This is a genomic window from Novilysobacter erysipheiresistens (genome assembly GCF_036663935.1).
Lineage (GTDB): Bacteria > Pseudomonadota > Gammaproteobacteria > Xanthomonadales > Xanthomonadaceae > Novilysobacter > Novilysobacter erysipheiresistens.
In genome coordinates this window covers 106,406-124,863 of sequence record NZ_JAXGFP010000005.1, presented here as the reverse complement: position 1 = coordinate 124,863, position 18,458 = coordinate 106,406, and the positions used below count along the sequence as shown (strand labels likewise).

19 protein-coding genes and 1 riboswitch are annotated in these 18,458 nt (G+C 68.4%); of the genes, 9 read left to right on the top strand and 10 right to left on the bottom strand.

Annotation, left to right across the window (positions count from 1 at the left end):
• Positions 1 to 18: 18 nt before the first annotated feature.
• From btuB to SNE34_RS10535, 3 genes are all read right to left on the bottom strand, one after another.
• Positions 19 to 1,896, bottom strand: coding sequence for a TonB-dependent vitamin B12 receptor (btuB, locus tag SNE34_RS10545; protein ID WP_332616987.1), 1,878 nt, complete (start codon positions 1,894 to 1,896; stop codon positions 19 to 21).
• A gap of 136 nt (positions 1,897 to 2,032) precedes the next feature.
• A riboswitch (cobalamin riboswitch) is annotated at positions 2,033 to 2,303 on the bottom strand.
• A gap of 24 nt (positions 2,304 to 2,327) precedes the next feature.
• Positions 2,328 to 2,678, bottom strand: a complete 351-nt coding sequence (locus tag SNE34_RS10540) for a TfoX/Sxy family protein (RefSeq protein ID WP_332616985.1) — start codon at positions 2,676 to 2,678, stop codon at positions 2,328 to 2,330.
• Positions 2,675 to 3,157 carry a GAF domain-containing protein gene (locus tag SNE34_RS10535; RefSeq protein WP_332616983.1) on the bottom strand — a complete coding sequence of 161 codons (483 nt, stop codon included), beginning with the start codon at positions 3,155 to 3,157 and terminating at the stop codon, positions 2,675 to 2,677. Before SNE34_RS10535 ends, SNE34_RS10540 begins: the two co-directional genes overlap by 4 nt.
• Positions 3,158 to 3,218: 61 nt before the next feature.
• Here SNE34_RS10535 and bioD point away from each other — a divergent pair, with 61 nt between their 5' ends.
• The 3 genes from bioD to SNE34_RS10520 all read left to right on the top strand — a co-directional run bounded on the left by bioD (position 3,219) and on the right by SNE34_RS10520 (position 8,478).
• Positions 3,219 to 3,896, top strand: a complete 678-nt coding sequence (bioD, locus tag SNE34_RS10530; RefSeq protein WP_332616982.1) for a dethiobiotin synthase — start codon at positions 3,219 to 3,221, stop codon at positions 3,894 to 3,896.
• A gap of 286 nt (positions 3,897 to 4,182) precedes the next feature.
• Entirely contained in the window at positions 4,183 to 5,361 is a 1,179-nt protein-coding gene (locus tag SNE34_RS10525; RefSeq protein WP_332616980.1) for an efflux RND transporter periplasmic adaptor subunit, read from the top strand.
• 45 nt (positions 5,362 to 5,406) lie between these two features.
• A complete protein-coding gene (locus SNE34_RS10520; protein ID WP_332616979.1) occupies positions 5,407 to 8,478 on the top strand; it encodes an efflux RND transporter permease subunit in 3,072 nt (1,023 codons plus the stop codon).
• Between the two features lie 116 nt (positions 8,479 to 8,594).
• On the opposite strand, the gene SNE34_RS10515 is transcribed toward SNE34_RS10520, so the two are convergent.
• The 4 genes from SNE34_RS10515 to SNE34_RS10500 form a co-directional block, all read right to left on the bottom strand.
• Positions 8,595 to 9,032, bottom strand: a complete 438-nt coding sequence (locus tag SNE34_RS10515) for a phasin family protein (protein WP_332616978.1) — start codon at positions 9,030 to 9,032, stop codon at positions 8,595 to 8,597.
• Positions 9,033 to 9,275: 243 nt separating this feature from the next.
• Positions 9,276 to 9,629, bottom strand: coding sequence for a 6-carboxytetrahydropterin synthase QueD (queD, locus tag SNE34_RS10510; RefSeq protein ID WP_332616977.1), 354 nt, complete (start codon positions 9,627 to 9,629; stop codon positions 9,276 to 9,278).
• 70 nt (positions 9,630 to 9,699) lie between these two features.
• Positions 9,700 to 9,906, bottom strand: coding sequence for a twin transmembrane helix small protein (locus tag SNE34_RS10505; protein WP_332616976.1), 207 nt, complete (start codon positions 9,904 to 9,906; stop codon positions 9,700 to 9,702).
• Positions 9,903 to 10,262 carry a hypothetical protein gene (locus SNE34_RS10500; RefSeq protein ID WP_332616974.1) on the bottom strand — a complete coding sequence of 120 codons (360 nt, stop codon included), beginning with the start codon at positions 10,260 to 10,262 and terminating at the stop codon, positions 9,903 to 9,905. The genes SNE34_RS10505 and SNE34_RS10500 overlap by 4 nt, the downstream gene beginning before the upstream one ends.
• Positions 10,263 to 10,389: 127 nt before the next feature.
• Between SNE34_RS10500 and SNE34_RS10495 the strand changes: the two genes are divergently transcribed.
• From SNE34_RS10495 to SNE34_RS10480, 4 genes are all read left to right on the top strand, one after another.
• A complete protein-coding gene (locus SNE34_RS10495; RefSeq protein ID WP_332616972.1) occupies positions 10,390 to 11,808 on the top strand; it encodes an aminotransferase-like domain-containing protein in 1,419 nt (472 codons plus the stop codon).
• A gap of 241 nt (positions 11,809 to 12,049) precedes the next feature.
• Positions 12,050 to 12,733 (top strand): hypothetical protein, encoded by a 684-nt coding sequence (locus SNE34_RS10490; RefSeq protein ID WP_332616970.1) that lies wholly within the window; start codon positions 12,050 to 12,052, stop codon positions 12,731 to 12,733.
• On the top strand, positions 12,733 to 13,182 hold the full coding sequence (locus tag SNE34_RS10485) for a phage holin family protein (protein WP_332616968.1): 450 nt from the start codon (positions 12,733 to 12,735) through the stop codon (positions 13,180 to 13,182). Before SNE34_RS10490 ends, SNE34_RS10485 begins: the two co-directional genes overlap by 1 nt.
• Complete coding sequence (locus tag SNE34_RS10480) at positions 13,179 to 13,910, top strand: DUF3618 domain-containing protein (protein WP_332616966.1); 732 nt, start codon at positions 13,179 to 13,181, stop codon at positions 13,908 to 13,910. Before SNE34_RS10485 ends, SNE34_RS10480 begins: the two co-directional genes overlap by 4 nt.
• A 66-nt stretch (positions 13,911 to 13,976) precedes the next feature.
• Here SNE34_RS10480 and SNE34_RS10475 read toward each other — a convergent pair whose 3' ends face one another.
• Positions 13,977 to 14,651 carry an alternative oxidase gene (locus SNE34_RS10475; RefSeq protein WP_332616965.1) on the bottom strand — a complete coding sequence of 225 codons (675 nt, stop codon included), beginning with the start codon at positions 14,649 to 14,651 and terminating at the stop codon, positions 13,977 to 13,979.
• Between the two features lie 189 nt (positions 14,652 to 14,840).
• Between SNE34_RS10475 and fabA the strand changes: the two genes are divergently transcribed.
• Together fabA and fabB are read left to right on the top strand one after the other, a co-directional pair.
• A complete protein-coding gene (gene fabA, locus SNE34_RS10470; RefSeq protein WP_332616963.1) occupies positions 14,841 to 15,356 on the top strand; it encodes a 3-hydroxyacyl-[acyl-carrier-protein] dehydratase FabA in 516 nt (171 codons plus the stop codon).
• Between the two features lie 2 nt (positions 15,357 to 15,358).
• On the top strand, positions 15,359 to 16,609 hold the full coding sequence (gene fabB / locus SNE34_RS10465) for a beta-ketoacyl-ACP synthase I (protein WP_332616961.1): 1,251 nt from the start codon (positions 15,359 to 15,361) through the stop codon (positions 16,607 to 16,609).
• Between the two features lie 193 nt (positions 16,610 to 16,802).
• Here fabB and SNE34_RS10460 read toward each other — a convergent pair whose 3' ends face one another.
• Positions 16,803 to 17,204, bottom strand: a complete 402-nt coding sequence (locus tag SNE34_RS10460) for a SirB2 family protein (protein WP_332616959.1) — start codon at positions 17,202 to 17,204, stop codon at positions 16,803 to 16,805.
• Positions 17,205 to 17,228: 24 nt separating this feature from the next.
• Positions 17,229 to 18,449: an NnrS family protein gene (locus SNE34_RS10455; RefSeq protein WP_332616958.1), complete on the bottom strand. Its 1,221-nt coding sequence runs from the start codon at positions 18,447 to 18,449 to the stop codon at positions 17,229 to 17,231.
• Positions 18,450 to 18,458: the final 9 nt, after the last annotated feature.

Sequence of the window (18,458 nt, the reverse complement as noted above, 5' to 3'; positions counted from 1 at the left end):
TGCCGGTCGGACAGCGGCCTATTGCGCGGGCGCGTAGCGCAACGTCACGAACCACTCGCGACCGGGCTGGTTGTAGAACGAGGTGGTCTCGTAGTCGCGGTCGAACACGTTGGCCAGCCGGCCCTGCAGGGTCAGCGCGTCGGTCAGCGCGTACTCGGCACGCAGGTCTAGGGTGGCGTAGCCGGGAAGGCGGCGGGTGTTGGCGACGTCGTCGAAGCGCGCGCCTTCCGCGATACCGGTGACGCCGACGCGGAAGTCGCCGAACGCACGGTCGAGTTCGAGTCGGGCACCGTGACGGGCGCGGCGTGGCAGCTCGTTGCCGGCCTGGAAGCCGGTCAGGCTCTCGGTGTCGAGGAAGCTCACGCTCGCGGCGAGCTGCCATTGCGCGAGTTCGGTGTCGATGCCGAGTTCGGCGCCGCGCATGCGCGCGCGGTCGATGTTGTTGGGCAGGCCGATCGCGGCGTCGAACGCGATCAGGTCGTCGACGGTGGTCTGGAACGCGTCGAGCCGGATGTCGAGACGCTCGCCATTCCAGCCCAGGCCGAGCTCGGCGGTTTCCGATTCTTCCGGGCGCAGCGCGGCATTGCCGAAGAACGGGTAATACAACTCGTTGAAGGTCGGCGCCTTGAATGCGGTGCCGTAGCCGGCGCTGAGCCGCCAACCATCGGCGAAGTCGAGGCCCCAGGCCGCGCTGCCGGTGGTGTGGCCGCCGAACTGTTCGTTATCGTCGCGGCGCACGCTGGCCTGCAGCGACTGCGCGCCGAAGCGACCCTGGTACTGCGCGAACGCGGCGCGGTTGCTGCGCTCGCTTTCATCATAGGTGGTGCTGCCGGCGACGCTGTCGCGCAGCCAGTCGACGCCGGCGCTGAGCAGTTGTTGCCCGCCGAAGCCGAAGTCGCCCTGCAGGGTGGCGCTGTCGCGGTCGGTGTCGAAATGACCGAGGGCGACGCCGTCCTTGAACTGCTCCGACGCGTCGACGTTGCGGCCGGCGGTCAGCTTCAGCTGCAACGCGCCGGACGGGCGCCAGCGGACGCTGCCGCCGACCACCTGCTGCACGGTCTCGGAGCGGTTGGTGAAGTCGCCGTCGAAGTCGTTCTCGCCCTCGCTGCGCAAGGCCACGCCGCTCAGCTGCCAGGCCTCGTTGAGGTCGATTCCGGCGCGCAACGCCAGCGCGTTCTGGATGTAGCCGTCGAGGTCTGGCTCGGGGGCGCTGATGAAGCAGCCGCCAGCGAAAGGATCGGGGGTGGCGACGTCGCAGGCATTGAAGCCTTCGGTGCGGCGGAACTCGTAGTCGGCACCGAACCACGCGCGTTCGCCGCGGCCGCCGAAGCCGACGCCGACTTCGTGAGCGCCGTGGCTGCCACCACCGACGTGCGCGCGCGGCGCGTAGCCGGCGTCGCCATCGCGACGGGTGAAGATCTGGATCACGCCGCCGATTGCCTCGCTGCCGTAGAGGCTGGAACGCGGGCCGCGGACGATCTCGACCCGCTCGACCAGCGCCAGCGGCAGGTTCTGCAACGACACCAGGCCGGAGGTGGCCGAGCCGATGCGGATGCCGTCGACCAGCACCACCACGTGGTCGGACTCGCTGCCGCGCAGGAACAGCGTAGTCAGCTTGCCGTCGCCGCCCTGGTTGGACATCGACACGCCGGCGCGGCCGCGCAGCAGGTCCGGCAGCGAGCGCGCCTGGCTGCGCTCGATCTCGGCGCGGTCGATCACCTCGACCGGTGCCAGCGCGGTGTCGACGTCGATCGCGGTGCGGGTGGCGGTGACCACCACGCCGTCGAGGTCGGTGGCGGACTGGGCGGCCGCTGCGGCATGAGCGGCGCCGCTGGAGGCGAGGACGGGGAGGGCGAGAGCGGCCGCGACGGCCAGGCACAGCGAACGGGACTGCATCGATGGTTCTCCAACGCGCACGGAAATCGCCGTGCCGGGCTTTCGGGAAGCTGCGTGGAGAGGAACTGCTGCGAAAACGAACGGACGAGCACCGGCGTCGTCGCCGCAATGCCCGCCGCATCGCAACCGTCATGGGTCGGAACCCTGCATCGTGGCCGGTCTCCGGACTCGCGAGTGGCGTCGTTGTCGACACCGGCCGTGGCGCCTTCCCATGCGGCATCCCTGAGGAAGCCTGCAAGTCCCAAGGGACTTGCCACAGTGGCGATGAGCCGCGGCTTGGGCTCGCTTACCGTTGCGGGGGCAGTGCCGGAATGGCCTGGGGCGCAATGCGTCCCGCGGCGTCACCGGCTTCCCGTTTCAACCCGTCGGCAGGACGCCGCCGGGTCACCTCGAAGCGCGGGAAGTGTACGCGATTGCGCGCGGGTGGACGATCAGCCTTCGTCCGGCCGCTCCGGCACGGTGTCGGCGGCCAGCACCGTGGTGGTGACCGGGCCGGCGGCCGGCTTGTAGCGGGGCGGCGGCAGTTGCGCGATCGCCGCTTCGGCGGCGTCGACCAGTTCCTTGCGGCGGGTGTCGGGGACTTCCTGCCAGTGGCAGTCCAGCAGTGCGCCCTCGATCGCGTAGAGCAAGTTGAGGGTCGGCTTGAAGCCGGCGCGCTTGACCCGCATGAACGCCTCGACCGTCCCGGCGTCCGCCAGTTCCTCGCGGGTATGCAGGCCAACCTGGCGCAACCATGCCGAGGACTTCGGGCCAATGTTGCGCAGCTTCTGGGTCTCGCTCATGCCAGTGACTCCAGGTAGGCCTGCGCGAGCGCTTCCAGCCCGCGCTGGTCGTCGGCGTCGAAGCGGTCGGGCGTGGGGCTGTCGATATCGAACACGCCGATGAGGCGGTCGCCCGACAGCAGCGGCACCACCACTTCCGAGCGCGAGGCCGAGTCGCAGGCGATGTGGCCGGGGAAAGCGTCGACATCGGCGACGCGCTGGGTCAGCCGGGTGGTCGCGGCGGCGCCGCAGACGCCCTTGTCGAGCGGGATCCGTACGCATGCCGGCTGGCCCTGGAACGGCCCCACGACCAGTTCGCGGCCGTCGAAGAAATAGAAGCCGACCCAGTTCAGCGCCGGCAGCGCGTGGTAGACCAGCGCCGACAGGTTGGCGGCATTGGCGACGCGGTCGCGCTCGCCGTGCAGCAGGGCGCGGGCCTGCGCCAGCAGCTCGGCGTATTGCTCCGGCTTGCTGCCGGACAGGGCGGTGGCGGTGAACATGCGGCGAGTGTAGCAGCGGCGGTGACGCGACTTGCGGCCACGGAGTGCCTACGATGCACCGATGAAGCACGGCCAGTTCTATGTCACCGGCACCGATACCGGGGTCGGCAAGTCGATCGCCAGCGCGGCGCTGCTGCATGCGTTGCGGGCGCGTGGAATGCGCGCGGTCGGGATGAAACCGGTGGCCAGCGGCTGCGAGTGGATCGACGACGCCTGGCGCAACGAGGACGCGCTGCTGCTGCAGGCCGCCAGCGATCCGCGGCCGGCCTACGCCGACATCAATCCCTACGCGTTGCGCGCGCCGGTCGCGCCCGAGCTGGCGTTGCGCGACGACGACGTCGACCTGCACTTGGCGCCGATCCTCGCCGCCCACGCGCGGCTGGCGGCCTCGGCCGACGCGGTGGTGGTCGAAGGCGTCGGCGGCTGGACGGCGCCGCTGTCGGCCGGCCTCGACCAGCTCGACCTGGTCCGCGCGCTGCGGCTGCCGGTGGTGCTGGTGGTCGGCCTGCGGCTGGGTTGCATCAACCACGCGCGGCTCAGCGTGCGCGCGATCCAGGCCGACGGGGTGGAACTGATCGGCTGGATCGCCAACGAGGTCGACCCGACGATGGCGCGAGTCGACGAGAACTTCGAGATCCTGCGGCAACGCCTGCCGGTGCCGTGCTGGGGGCGGCTGCCGCATGCGTCCGATCCCGAGCCGGCGGCGCTTGCCAATCGCCTGACGTTGCCTCCCCTGTAGGAGCGGCTTCAGCCGCGATCGGGAACCATCCGCCGATGCCGATTCCAGATCGCGGCTGAAGCCGCTCCTACAGAATGCCCGCCGCCTTCGCGCGGGCGTAACCCGTCGGCGCTAGCGTGCCGGCTTGGGACAGTGAATCCCGATCGCGGCGCCTGACTTCCGGCATGGGGACAGCCGCTCCGGGGTTCGACTAAACTGGCCAGTACAAGAAATGGACGACGAGGCTTCCCCCATGCGCCGCACCCTGTTTCTATCCAGGTTTCTACCCAGGCTCCTGCCCGGATTGTTGTCCGCCGCCATCCTGGTCCTGGCCGGCTGCGGCGAGGATCCCGCCGCCGCGGGTGCCGCCGCCGGCGGTCCGCCCGGTGGCATGCAGTTGCCGGTCGAAGCCGTCACCGTCCAGCCGCAGCCACTCAGCGGTGGCTTGCAGACGGTCGGCAGCCTGCGCGCCGACGAGTCGGTGGTGGTGCGCCCCGAGGTCGGTGGCCGGATCGAGCGCATCCACTTCGAGGAAGGCGGCCGGATAGAGGCCGGGCAACCATTGTTCACCCTCGATGCCAGCGTCGCCCGCGCCGCGCTCAACGAGGCCGAGGCCAACCTCGAGAACAGCCGCCGCGCCAACGCCCGCGCCGCCGAGCTGGCCGACTCGCAACTGATCGCCAAGTCCGATTACGACGCCACCCGCGCCGCCTTCGCGGTCGACCAGGCGCGCGTTGCCTCGGCCCGCGCGGCATTGTCGAAGATGACCCTGCGGGCGCCGTTCTCGGGCCGGATCGGCCTGCGCGAGGTCAGCGTCGGCGACTTCGTCAGCGTCGGTCAGGACCTGGTGCCGCTGGTGCGGATGGACCCGATCGAAGTCGATTTCAGCGTGCCCGAGGGCGCGTTGTCGCAGATCGCCAGCGGCCAGTCGATCGACGTCACCGTCGACGCGTTCCCCGGCGAGACCTTCGGCGGCAAGGTGGTCGCGATCGCCCCGGTGATCGACCCCAACAGCCGCAGTGTGCAATTGCGCGCGGAGATTCCCAATCCCGACGGCCGGCTGCGCCCGGGCCAGTTCGCCAAGCTGGTACTCGACACCAGCGAGGGCGTCGCCAAGGGCCTGCTGGTGCCCGAGCAGGCGCTGATGCAGGAAGGCGAGACCCGTTTCGTCTACACCGTGGTCGACGGCAAGGCGCACAAGGCCGTGGTCACCACCGGCACCCGGGTGCCGGGCAAGGTGCAGGTGGTCGAGGGCCTGAACCCCGGCGACGTGGTGATCACCGCCGGCCAGGGCAAGCCGATGATGCACGAGGGCATGGCGGTGATGGTCCTGCCCGAAGGTGGCGCCCAACCCGCCGACCCGGCCGGTGCCCAGCTCGACGCCGCCGCGCCGGCTGGCGAGGCCGCCGAAGGTGCGACCGCGCCGCAGCCCGCCGCCACCGCCGGCACCGACACGCACGAGACGGCCGCCGAAGACGCGCAGTAAACCTCGCGCCGCGTCCGTCCCCCGCCCCCACGCAGAGAGACGTCCATGGTCCTGTCCGACATCTCCATCCGCCGTCCCGTGTTCGCCACCGTGATCAACCTGGTGGTGCTGCTGGTCGGCATCATCGCCTACGACCGCCTCGCGGTGCGGCAGATCCCCAACGTCGACACCCCGGTGGTGACGGTCAACACCAGCTATCCCGGCGCCAGCGCGCAGGTGATCGAGTCGCAGGTGACCCAGCCGATCGAGGAGGCGCTGTCGGGCATCGAGGGCATCGAGTTCATGCAGTCGGTGAGCCGCGAGCAGTCGAGTCAGGTCAGCCTGCACTTCGATCTCGGCCGCGATCCCGATGCGGCCGCGTCCGACGTGCGCGACCGGGTCGCGCAGGCGCGCAACTTCCTGCCCGAGGAGGTCGAGGAACCGATCATCCAGAAGCAGGAGGCCGACGCCCAGCCGATCATCTACCTGGCGATGACCTCGCCGAACCACTCGCAGGTCGAGATCGCCGACTATGCCGAGCGACTGGTCAAGGACCGGATCCAGCAGATCGGCGGCGTCGCGCAGGCCCAGGTCTACGCCAGCACCTACGCGATGCGGGTGTGGCTGCAGCCGCAGCGGCTGGCCGGCTTCGGCCTGACCCCGGCCGACGTCGAGGCCGCGTTGCGCGCGCAGAACGTCGAGATCCCGGCCGGCCGGGTCGAGGGCAACGCCCGCGAGTTCACCGTGCTGGCCGAGACCGACCTGCAGACCGCCGAGCAGTTCGGCAACATCATCCTGGCCGATGTCGATGGCTACCTGGTGCGGCTCAAGGATGTCGCCCGGGTCGAGCTGGGCGCGGAGGAAGAGCGCTTCCGCGCGCGTTCCAACGGCATCACCGCGGTGCCGCTGGCGATCACCAAGCAGGCGGTCGCCAACCCGCTGGATATCTCCGCCGACCTGCATGCGCTGTTGCCGGAGATCGAGAAGACCCTGCCGGACGGCATGAAGATCGCGATCGCGTTCGACAGCACGATCTTCATCGAAAAGTCGATCGACGAAGTGTTCAAGACCGTGTTCGAGGCGGTGCTGCTGGTCGTCATCGTGATCTTCCTGTTCCTGCGCAGCTGGCGCGCGACGTTGATCCCGCTGGTGACGATCCCGGTCTCGCTGATCGGCGCGTTCGGCCTGATGTACGCGTTCGGCTTCACCATCAACACCCTGACGCTACTGGCCATGGTGCTGGCGATCGGACTGGTGGTCGACGACGCGATCGTGATGCTGGAGAACATCTACCGGCACATCGAGGAAGGCATGCCGCCGTACCAGGCGGCGTTGCAGGGCAGCAAGGAGATTGGCTTCGCGATCGTCGCGATGACCCTGACCCTGGCCGCGGTGTACGTGCCGCTGGCGTTCTCGACCGGGCGCACCGGCAAGCTGTTCGTCGAGTTCGCGCTGACCTTGGCCGGCGCGGTGCTGGTGTCGGGTTTCACCGCGCTGACGCTGTCGCCGATGATGTCGTCCAAACTGCTGCGCCACGAGAAGAAGCACGGCCGCTTCTACGAGGCCGGCGAGCGCGTGCTCGGCTGGATCGACCGCACCTACCGCCGCATGCTGACCCGTTTGCTGGGGCTGCGCTGGATCGTGGTCGGGGTGGCGGCGGTCATCGCGGCGCTGGCGATCGGGCTGTTCACGCTGTTGCCGAAGGAACTGGCGCCGCAGGAAGACCAGGGCGTAATCGTCGCGTTCGGCCAGGCCCCGGAAGGCGCGACCATCGAGTACACCGACAAGTACGGGCGGATGATCGAGGGCATCCTCAAGGAAGTCCCGAGCGTCGAGCGCTACTTCGTGATCGCCGGCTTCCCGACAGTGACCAACGTCATTGGTTTTGTGATGCTCAAGGACTGGGACGAACGCGACGTGTCCACCGCCGACGTGCAGGGAATGCTGTTCCCGCAGTTCATGGGCATCCCCGGGGTCATGGCGTTTCCGACTTTGCCGCCGCCTTTGGGCCAGCAGGGCTTCGGCCAGCCGGTCAACTTCGTGATCCAGAGCACCGGCAGTTGGGAGGAACTCGACGGCATCGCCCAGCAGGTGCTCGGCAAGATGACCCAGAACCCCAACTTCACCAACCCCGACAGCGACCTCAAGCTCAACAAGCCGCAGCTCAGGATCTCGCTCAACCGCGAGAAGGTCGCCGCGGTCGGCAGCGAGGTTGCGACCGTCGGCCACACCCTGGAGACCATGCTTGGCGGGCGCAACGTGACCCGCTTCAAGCGCGGCAGCGAGCAGTACGACGTGATCGTGCAGGTCGAGGACGCCGACCGCCGCACCCCGGGCGACCTGTCCAACATCTACGTGCGCGGCAACGAAGGGCAGATGGTGCAGTTGTCGAACCTGGTCGACGTCAAGGAAACGGTTGCGGCCAAGTCGCTCAACCACTTCAACAAGCTGCGCGCGGTGACGATCAGCGCCGGCCTTGCGCCGGGCTACTCGATGGGCGAGGCGCTGGACTGGCTGGAGGCGACGCTGGAGGAAGTCGCGCCGAACGCGAGCTACGACCTGTCCGGGCAGTCGCGCGAGTTCCGCGAGTCGGCCAGCGAGTTCGGCCAGATCTTCCTGCTGGCGGTGATCTTCATCTTCCTGGTGCTGGCGGCGCAGTTCGAGAGCTGGGTCGACCCGCTGGTGATCCTGCTGGCGGTGCCACTGGCGGCGTTCGGTGCGTTCCTCGCGTTGAAGCTCAGCGGCGGTAGCTGGAACATCTACTCGCAGATCGGCATGGTCACCCTGGTCGGGTTGATCGCCAAACACGGCATCCTGATCGTGGAGTTCGCCAACCAGCTGCAGGAGCAGGGCCGTGCCAAGCTCGACGCGGTGATCGAATCGGCGGCGCTGCGCCTGCGCCCGATCCTGATGACCACCGGCGCGATGGTGCTGGGCTCGCTGCCGCTGGCGATCGCGAGCGGCGCCGGCGCCGAGGCGCGCAACCAGATCGGCTGGGTGATCGTCGGCGGCATGGCGATCGGCACCTTCTTCACCCTGTTCGTGGTGCCGGTGATGTACCTGCTGATCGGCCGCGACCACCAGAAGGTCGCGGCGAAACACGCGCGGATGGAAGCGAAGCCCGACCCGGCGCGCTGACCGGCCCTGCGACACGCGGACAACAAAAAACCCGGCAGCCCTGCGCTGCCGGGTTTCGTGTTCCAGTGGAGGCTGGAGAGAGACTGCTGGCGTACCCCGCTGGGGTAGTGCCGGTGTTACTTGGCCTTGGAAGCCTTGGTCGCGCCGCGGGCGAACGACTCGGCCTTCTCGGTCGCGGCCTTGGTGGCCTGCTCGACGTTGGCCTGGGTGGTCTTGGCGGCCGCTTCGAACTGCGACTTGGCGATCTCGCCGATCTGCTCGTTGGCCTTCACCGTGCGGCCGAGGACTTCCTGGCCGGTGGCGACGCCGCGCTCGACGGTCTCGCGGGCGACCTGCGCGCCCTTCGGCAGCAGGTTCTTGAGGCCATCGGCGTCACGCACTTCGGCGGCTTCGCCCCAGAAGGCGAAAGCGGCGTTGGCGCGGTCCTCGAGGGTCGCCAGCTGCAGGCCGAACACGGCCTGGGCGTTCTCGAGGGCGATACGGTTGACCTGGGCTGCCGTGTCCGCGAACTGGCGCGTGGCGGCGACGAACTGCTCGTTGAACTGCTGGTTCATGGCTGGGCTCCTGCTGCGCCGACAAGGATTGCCGGTTTGTGCGTTGCAGCATAAAACCATCTTTGTTGCGATGCAACATCGAGGGTGGGCCAATCTGAACGTGGTTCAGCCGGGGTTGAACGGACAAGCGCCCTGCCGGGCAAGCCTTTGTAGGAGCGGCTTTAGCCGCGATCCGGAGTCGGCGGGGGCGGCGATTTCCGATCGCGGCTAAAGCCGCTCCTACAAAAAGGCGCTTGGGAACCCTCAACCCCGATAGCGACACCCCGATGTGCAGGTCTCGTGCACCACCACCTCGCTCAGCAGCGGCAAGGTCGGCTTCAGCTGCTCCCATATCCACACCGCCAGACGCTCGCTGGTCGGGTTCTCCAGCCCCTCGATGTCATTGAGGTAATGGTGGTCGAGCCGGTCGTACAACGGCTGGAAAGCCTTCTTGACGTCGGCGAAGTCCATCACCCAGCCGGTGTCGGCGCCTAGTTCGCCCGACAGGTGCAGTTCGACCCTGAACGAGTGGCCGTGCAGACGCGAGCATTTGTGGCCTTCGGGCACGTTTGGCAGCCGGTGGGCGGCTTCCAGGGTAAAGCTTTTGAAGATTTCCATGGCGGCATTGTATCGCCGCGGGTCCACGCAGCCGGAGGTCCGTGTCGGACGATTCAGGCGTGGCGCAAGGTCAGGCGCCGACGCCGTGCGGCTCGATTACCCCGGTGAAGATCCCGGCCGCGACCAATCCGATCAGCGCGATCGACAGCACGATCCGCTTGGTCAGCGCGTTGACCGTACGTTTGCTCTTGCCGGTGTCGACCAGCATGTAATAGAGCCCGGCGCCAAGGTTGTAGAGGATCAGGCCGAGAAAGGCCACGATGAACAGTGTTTTCATGGGGCGGAACCCTCGGCGGAAACCTGCGGGGAAGGGGAGGTCGCTGCGTCGCGGCCGCGCAGCCAGCGCCAGCGCACCAGCATCGCGAGGGTCATGACCGCGAGGAACACGCCGTAGGACACCGACGTCGCCAGTATCTGCCGCCACATGTCGCCGTACTGCGGGTCGGCGGTGCCGATACTCCAGTACATGCTCCAGGCCGACAACGCGGTCGCCAGCACCAGGCTGGCGCTGTCGAACGCCTTGCGCGCGACGCCGCGCGGCTGGCGCGGGAACATCCAGAACAGCACGGCGAGGATCGCGTACCAGGGCACGAACAGGATCAGGGCGAGGTTGAGTTCGACGAGCGGGTTCATCGGCGGTGCGGCATATCCAACGGGACGGATGACAGGATATGTCGACCGGATCAGCTGGCGTAGACTCAGAAAACAGTGAAAAAACCATATCAGTTGGGTTCGTTCACGTCGCCGGACCGCCATCGCCATGAAGCGTTACGAAGCCCTCGCCGAGGAAGTCGCCGACTCGATCCGCCGCCGCGTACTCAAGCCCGGTGACCGACTGCCATCGGTGCGCCAGGCCAGCGCCGCGCGCCGGGTCAGCCCGTCGACCGTGTTCCAGGCCTATTACCTGCTGGAGGCGCGCGGGCTGGTCGAGTCGCGGCCGCGCTCGGGCTACTACGTGACCCGCGCCGCCGCTGCCCAGCCACCGGAACCCGAACAACCGTCCCGGCCCGACGGCGAGTCCCGCCGGGTCGATGTCAGCGAACTGGTTTTCGAGGTCATGCAGGCGTCGATGTCGCACGAGGTGGTGCCGTTCGGTTCGGCGTTCCCAAGCCCGCTGCTATTTCCGCTCGAGCGGCTCGGTCGCGCGCTGGCGACCACCGCGCCACATCTGGACCCGTGGAGCACGGTCGACGACCTCACCCCCGGCAACGCTGAACTGCGCCGGCAGATCGCGCTGCGCTACCTGCTCGGCGGCATGCAGGTCGACGCCGAGGCGATCGTCGTCACCAACGGAGCGCTGGAGGCGCTGAACCTGTGCATCGGCGCGGTGACTGCGCCCGGCGACGCGGTGCTGGTGGAGTCGCCGTGCTTCTACGCGACCCTGCAGATCCTCGAGCGCCGCAACCTGCGCGCGATCGAAGTGCCGACCCACCCGCGCGAGGGCATCGACCTGGACGCGGTCGAGGCGGCGATCGCACGCCACGCGCCGAAGGCGTGCTGGGTCATGAGCAACTTCCAGAACCCGCTCGGCGCGAGCATGCCGGCCGAGCGCAAGCGCGCGCTGGTCGAGTTGCTCGCCCGACACGCGATTCCATTGATCGAGGACGACGTCTACGCCGAGTTGTACTTCGGTGGCGAGCGCCCGGTGCCGGCCAAGGCGTTCGATCGAGACGGACTGGTGATGCACTGTTCGTCGTTCTCCAAGTGCGTGGCGCCCGGGCACCGGATCGGCTGGGTCGCGGGCGGCCGGTTCGCCGAGCGGATCGCCCGGCACAAGCTGACCACCACGCTCAACACCAACGTGCCGTCGCAGCTGGCGATCGCCCACTACCTGCAGCGCGGCGGCTTCGACCGGCATCTGCGGCGACTGCGCAAGACGCTTGCCGAGCAGCAGGCGCAGTGCCTGGCGGCGGTGGCGCGACACTTCCCGCGCGGCACCCGGGTGACGCGTCCGGGCGGGGGCTACTTCCTGTGGCTGGAACTGCCGGCCGGCAGTGATGCGCTGGCGATCCAGCGCCAGGCGGCGGCGAGGGGAATCAGCATCGCCCCGGGGCCGATGTTCTCGGCCAGCCGCGGCTTCGGTCATTGCCTGCGGCTCAACTGCGGGCACCCGCTCGATGCGCGGGCCGAGGTGGCGCTGGCGACGCTCGGCCGACTGGCCGTCGAACACGCCGGCTGAATGCGCATCGGCGTGGATGTTGGATCGTAACCACGCGACTTATACGGCCGGGTAACGCCGCAGCGCGGATCATGCGATGCGAGGCCCGGCCATGCAGTAAATCCCCCGGTCGCCAACCACGCCGTCATCTCCGGTGGTGGTGCCCGCGGTCGACGCGGTCGTCCAGCAAGCCCACCGTTCGGTGCGGCTCGACGCAAAGATCCGTTGCCAGGCCGCCCATCCCCCTCGAAGGAGAGGCTCCATGAGCACACCCCAGCAACCCCCTTGGCAATCCACCCGGCAACAGCAGTACGGCGCCGCCACGCCCGGGTCCGGAAGCGACGCCACCCGCGGTGACGGCGGCGACCTCAAGCATTCCGCGCACGACCTGGGCGAGCAGGCCAAGGCCGAAGGCAAGGACCGGGTCGCCGACGCGCGACGCACGGCCGCCGACAAGGTCGACACCCTGGCCGACAGCGCCCAGGCCGCGGCCGCTCAACTGCGCGACGACGACATCGGCCATCTGTCCGAGTACGTGTCGAGCCTCGCCGACAGCATGACCCGGCTGTCCAGCACCCTGCGCGAGAAAAGTGGCGACGAAGTGTTGCGCGACATCGGTCGGCTCGCGCGCGAGAACCCGGCGTTGTTCGTGACCGGCAGTGTCGCGGTGGGTTTCGGCCTCGCGCGGTTTGCCCGGGCATCGGAGAAGCGACGAATGCGGCAGGACACCGAGGACATCTATTCCGCCCGCGAGTATCCGGTTCCGATGGCGGATGACTCTGGCGTGTCGCGCGACACCGCTGCCGCCACCGGCACCGTCTACACCAGCGCACCCGGCGCGACCGGCGGCAGCGAAGCGCGATCCACCGACAGCGCCGGTCAGTCGCAACCCGAGGGCAGCAGCGGCTCGACCCGTCCCGAAGGCACAAGCGGAGGAATCCACTGATGAGCGCGCAACCGAACACCACCGGATCATCCGGAACCTACACCGCGACCACGCCGTCCCCGGCCACCCACATCGAGCCGTCCGTCGGCACGCTGCTCAAGCAGCTCATGCGGGAAGTGCCCGCGCTGCTCACCAACGAAATCGCGCTGGCCAAGAGCGAGATGCGCGAGAACATGCAACAGACCAAGGCGGGCCTCGCGTCCGTCGCGACCGGCGGCGCGGTGCTGTTGGGAGGCTTCATCATCCTGTTGCTGGCCGCGGTCTACGCGCTCGGCAACGTGGTCGCGCCGTGGCTGGCAGCCCTGATCGTCGGTGCGGTGGCGACCCTGGTCGGCTTCGCGATGGTGCAGGCCGGCAAGAAGAAGTTCCAGAGCGAATCGCTGCGGCCCGACCGCACCATGAACTCGCTGCACAAGGACAAGGAAACCATTCGCGGGAGGACGCCATGAACACCGCCGACACGGTCCGGGCGCAGTCCCGGAAGGACCCGATGCAGCTTGAGCATGAGATCGACCAGCAACGCGACCACATCGGCGAGATCATCCACGCGCTGGAAAACAAGCTCTCGCCCGGCGAGATCTTCGACAAGGTGTTGGGCAACGGCAAGGGCGGCCGCGAGTTCGCCGGCAACCTGGCCCGGACGGTGAGGGACAACCCGATGCCGACCTTGCTGACGGTCGCCGGCCTCGCCTGGTTGTACACGGGCAGCCACGCGAGCCACGCGACGACCACGACGACATCCGACAAGCCAGGCATCGGCGAACGCGTTGGCCACGCCCGTGAGCAAATGTCCGGCCGGATGGACTCGGCCAAACAGCACGTCGGCGATTCTGCCCACCACGCGATGGAGTCGGCGCGGATGAGGGCCCGCAGCGGCAAGCAGGGTTTCGAGCACATGCTCGACGACAACCCGATGGCGATCGGTGCGATGGCGATCGCGGCCGGCGCGTTGCTCGGCGCGATGCTGCCGCCGACGCGCAAGGAGGACGAGTTGATCGGGCCGATGCGCGACCGCTTCGCGGACGATGCCAGGCACGCCGCCCGCAGCGGCTACGACACCATGGCGGAGACCGGCCGGGAAGTGACCGCGGGCGAACACGACGGCAGCGGGGGCGCGCACTCGACCACGACATCGACCACGACGCCCTCGGGCACGTCCGCCCGCCCGGGCCTGTAGTCCTCCCGCGCCACCGTCACCAACAAGAAGGCCGCCCCTGTGGCGGCCTGGAAACACCGGCGGCGATCAGGCCAGTCGCGCCGCAGCCTTGTCCTGCGGGCGCAATTCATCGGCAAAGCCATGGTTGACGTCGCGGTGGCCGGCCTCGTCGGCGCGCACCGCCAGCACCACCTCGCGCAGGCGGGCGTCGGCGGGCAACTGCCAGTAGTCCCTGGCTATCTGCGGCGCCGGTACGTTCTCCACCCGGCCGCTGTCGATCTCCTGCAGATACTGGGTGTAGCTGATCACTGCTTGCTCCTCGAAATAGCCGACCAGCCGGTGCGCGGTCCTCGAGGACAGCAGGTACAGCAGCAGGAAAAAGCTGAAGAACGCTGCCTGCGCGACCAGCACCAGTGCCCGCTCCAGCCAGTTCGGGCGCGCGATCTCGATGAAGGTCATCAGGTGCATGCGCTCGTTCTCGGCCTCCTCCATCAGGGTGCGGATCCAGCCGGCGTCGTCGCGCATCCAGCGCAGACAGCGCAGGTGGACCAGCGCCGCGCCGACCAGGCCCGGCACCGCCGCCACCGTCTCCAGCACAATCGCGCGGTTGCCGTAGCGTTTGGCGAAGAAGGTATCGGCGAGGAATCGCAGCCCGCGGGTGATGCCGTAGGCGACGCGGTCGGACCAGTCGCCGGTGGCGTGGTGCACGTCCAGCTCGACGGCGGCAGGGGTGAGGACGACGGGGGTGATCAGGGTGTTCATGGGCGCTTCTCGCGTTGGGAATTGGAGCCAGGCGGGGCCTGCATGCAGACAGTACGCAAAGGTACGGATTGGGCCATTGACCTGGATCAAGCGGTGCGCGGATTGGCGCGAACCGGGTGGATTGACCGCCGTCAACGCATTCGTCGCGACAAACCTGCAAAATCGGGGTTTCCAAAAATGCGTGACGACATGAATCGACCTTCTTCGTTCGACTACGAGCAGCTGCTGGCCTGCGGCCGTGGCGAGATGTTCGGCCCCGGCAACGCGAAACTGCCGGCGCCGCCGATGCTCATGTTCGACCGCATCACCGAGATCACCACCGACGGCGGCAAGTACGGCAAGGGCTTCGTCCGCGCCGAACTCGACATCCGCCCGGACCTGTGGTTCTTCCAGTGCCACTTCGAGGGCGACCCGGTGATGCCCGGCTGCCTCGGGGTGGATGCGATGTGGCAGCTGTGCGGGTTCTACCTGCCGTGGCTGGGCGCGCCGGGCCGCGGCCGCGCGCTCGGGGTCGGCCAGGTGAAATTCACGGGGCAAGTACTGCCGGATGCGAAACTCGTCAGCTACGAGCTCGACATCCGCCGGGTCATGCGCGGCAAACTGGAGCTGGTGATCGCCGACGGCCGCACCCTGGTCGATGGTCGCGAGATCTATACCGCGTCGGATTTGCGGGTGGGATTGTTCACCTCGACGGAGGATTTCTGAGCATGGCTGCCATCAACACCGCGGGTACCGGTCCGCGCCGCGTCGTGGTGACCGGCATGGGCGTCGTCTCGTGCCTGGGCAATGCGGCGGCGACGGTCTCGGAGTCGCTTCGCAAGCTGCGTTCGGGCATCCGTTTCGTGCCCGAGTATGCCGAGATGGGCCTGCGCAGCCACGTCGCCGGCGTGCCGCAGATCGACCTGGTCGAGCAGATCGACCGCAAGCTCAAGCGTTTCATGGGCGACGCCGCCGCGTTCGCGTACGTGGCGATGCGCGATGCGATCGCGCAGGCGGGCCTGGGCGACGAGCAAGTCCGCGGCGAACGCAGCGGCCTGATAGCCGGCTCCGGCGGTGGTTCGCCGGAATGGCAGATCGCCACCGGCGACCTGATGCGCGAGAAGGGCGTGCGCAAGGTCGGCCCGTACATGGTGCCGCGCACGATGGGTTCCACAGTGTCGGCCGCGCTGTCGACCGCGTTCGGCATCCGCGGCCTGAGCTATTCGATTTCCGCGGCGTGCGCGACCTCGGCGCACTGCATCGGCGCGGCCGCCGACCTGATCCGCCACGGGGTCAAGGACGTGATGTTCGCCGGTGGCGGCGAGGAGTTGCATTGGGGCATGACCTCGCAGTTCGACGCGATGGGCGCGTTGTCGACCAAGCACAACGACACCCCGGAATCCGCCTCGCGGCCGTATGACGTCGATCGCGACGGCTTCGTCATTGCCGGCGGCGGCGGGATGCTGGTGCTGGAGGAGTACGAACACGCGAAGGCGCGCGGCGCCGAGATCATCGCCGAGCTGGTCGGCTATGGCGTGACCAGCGATGGCGTCGACATGGTTGCGCCATCGGGCGAGGGTGCGGTGCGCTGCATGAAGCAGGCGCTGGCCGGGCTCGATGGGCGCGGGGTCGGCACGATCGACTACCTCAACACCCACGGCACTTCGACCCCGGTCGGCGACGTGGTCGAGCTGGGCGCGGTGCGCGAAGTGTTCGGCGAGGAAGTGCCGCCGCTGTCCTCGACCAAGGCGCTGACCGGCCATTCGTTGGGCGCAGCCAGCGTGCACGAGGCGATCTACTGCCTGCTGATGATGCGCGACGGTTTTGTCGCGGGCTCGGCCAACATAGAGAATCTCGATCCGAAGGCGGAGGGGTTCCCGATCCTGCGCGAGAGCCGCGAGGCGAAGCTCGACACGGTGATGTCCAACAGCTTCGGCTTTGGTGGGACGAACGGCACGCTGGTGTTTGCGCGGGTTTGATGCTGGTCGCTGCAAAGCGGAGCTTCGGGACAGTCCGCGCTGCGTGATCCGGGCGACGGGGTAGGGCTGCACCCCTCGGTCAGGGCGTCCTGCCCTGACTCGGGGCCGTCGGCCATCCATGGCCGACTTTTCGCACTACCCCGTCACCTGGCTCCCGCTCCCCAGTTTCGTTGCGTCTCAAGCCTGCAAGGCTTCAGGCAAGCCATCCGTGCAGCCAGCCCAACGGGTGGTGGGCGCGGGCGATGGTGTAGACCATTCCGAAGGTCGCGAGTGCGGCGATGTAGCAGATTGCCTTCGCGGTTCTTGTGCGCGCACGCTTGATCGCGAATACGCCGAGCACGACGTAGACCACCAGCAGCACCAGTTTGGCCGTGAGCCAGCCGTTGGCGAACACCGCGCCGGGCAGGACGGTCAGCAGCATCAGTGCGGCGGTCAGCAACGAGGTATCGATCGCGTAGCTGGTCCAGCGGACGGGCAGCCAATGCGGCCAGCGCATGCCGGCCAGCACGCCGGCGCCGCGCACTGCGAACAGGCCGCCGCTGAGCAGGGCCAAGGCGATGTGGATCATCTTGATCTGCGGGTAGAACTCGATCATTCGGTCACTCCGTTCGCGATCTTGTCAGCCTGGCTTGCCATCCGCGCGCGGCGTCAGGTAGATCCGTCCGATCCGCGCGACCCACGGTGCGAATGCGACCAGCCAGCCGATCGCGGCGGCGACGTGCCAGGCCATCGAGTCGGGCAACACCTCGGCGGCCACCCGTATCGCGGCGACAATCTGGATCGCGATGAAGGCGAACCACGCTACCGCCGGCATCACCAGCGGCCGGCCGGAATGGCCCTGGGTGACGCGCGTGACCATCGCCACCAACACGCTGCCGAAGAAGCCGACGAACAATGCGTGCGCCGGCCCGCGACCGAGCCAGTACACCCCGGTCATCTCGTAGGCGATGCTCTGGCCGAGGTACAGCGCGAATGCGAGCGGCAGCCACGCCAGCCCGATGAACAGCACCGACAGCAGGCCGGGCTTGTCGCCGCGCGGCCACCAGCGCCACAGCATCAGGCCGGACAACGCCAGCAGCGGTGCGTCGACCAGCCACAGCCAGCCGTAGGCGTGCATCAGCTCCAGCCCCATGTGGCCCAGCGCCAGCGGCCAGCATGCCGCTAGCAGCCACAGCGGTCGCCACGGCTGGTAACCCGGCACGACGCGGCTGGCGAAGAACGGGAACATCCGGTGCGCGACGCTCAGGTACACCGGCAGCAGCAAGCCGAAGCTGCCGATCTTGATGCTCGCGAATGCCCACAACGGCGGGGCGCCGAGCACGAACGCGGTCCAGCACAGCAGGCCGGCCAGGCCCAACGCCAACGCGGCAAAGCACGAGCGCGCGTGCCAGTTCTCGCTGCGGTCGCGCCGCAGCAACCGGCCGAGAATCAGCAGGCCGGCGAGCCAGCCGGCCATCGTCATCAGCAGTCCGATCGCGATGCCCGCGTTCCAGCCCATCGCCCCCAGCAGGGTCGCCAGCTGACCACCGAACAGCCCTGCGCCGACCGGCAGGTAGCGCCGGCGGTCGACGTCGGGCAAGCCCATCCACTTGGGGAAGGTGGTCAGCAGGAAGCCGAAGAAGAAGCTCGGCAGCATCTGGTACTGCATGACGAACGCATGCAGCCAGCCGGCATACGGATCCGGCTGCGGCATCGAAAACACAGGCCATCGCGCGGCCAGAAGCCACGCCGCCCACCAGCCCATCGCCAGCAGCAGGTTGGTGGCGCCGATGAAGAACATCAGCCGATGCGGCGCGGTGGCCAGCAGGCGCGGTGACACGGGCGAGGGTTGACGGTCCATGGGCGCAGT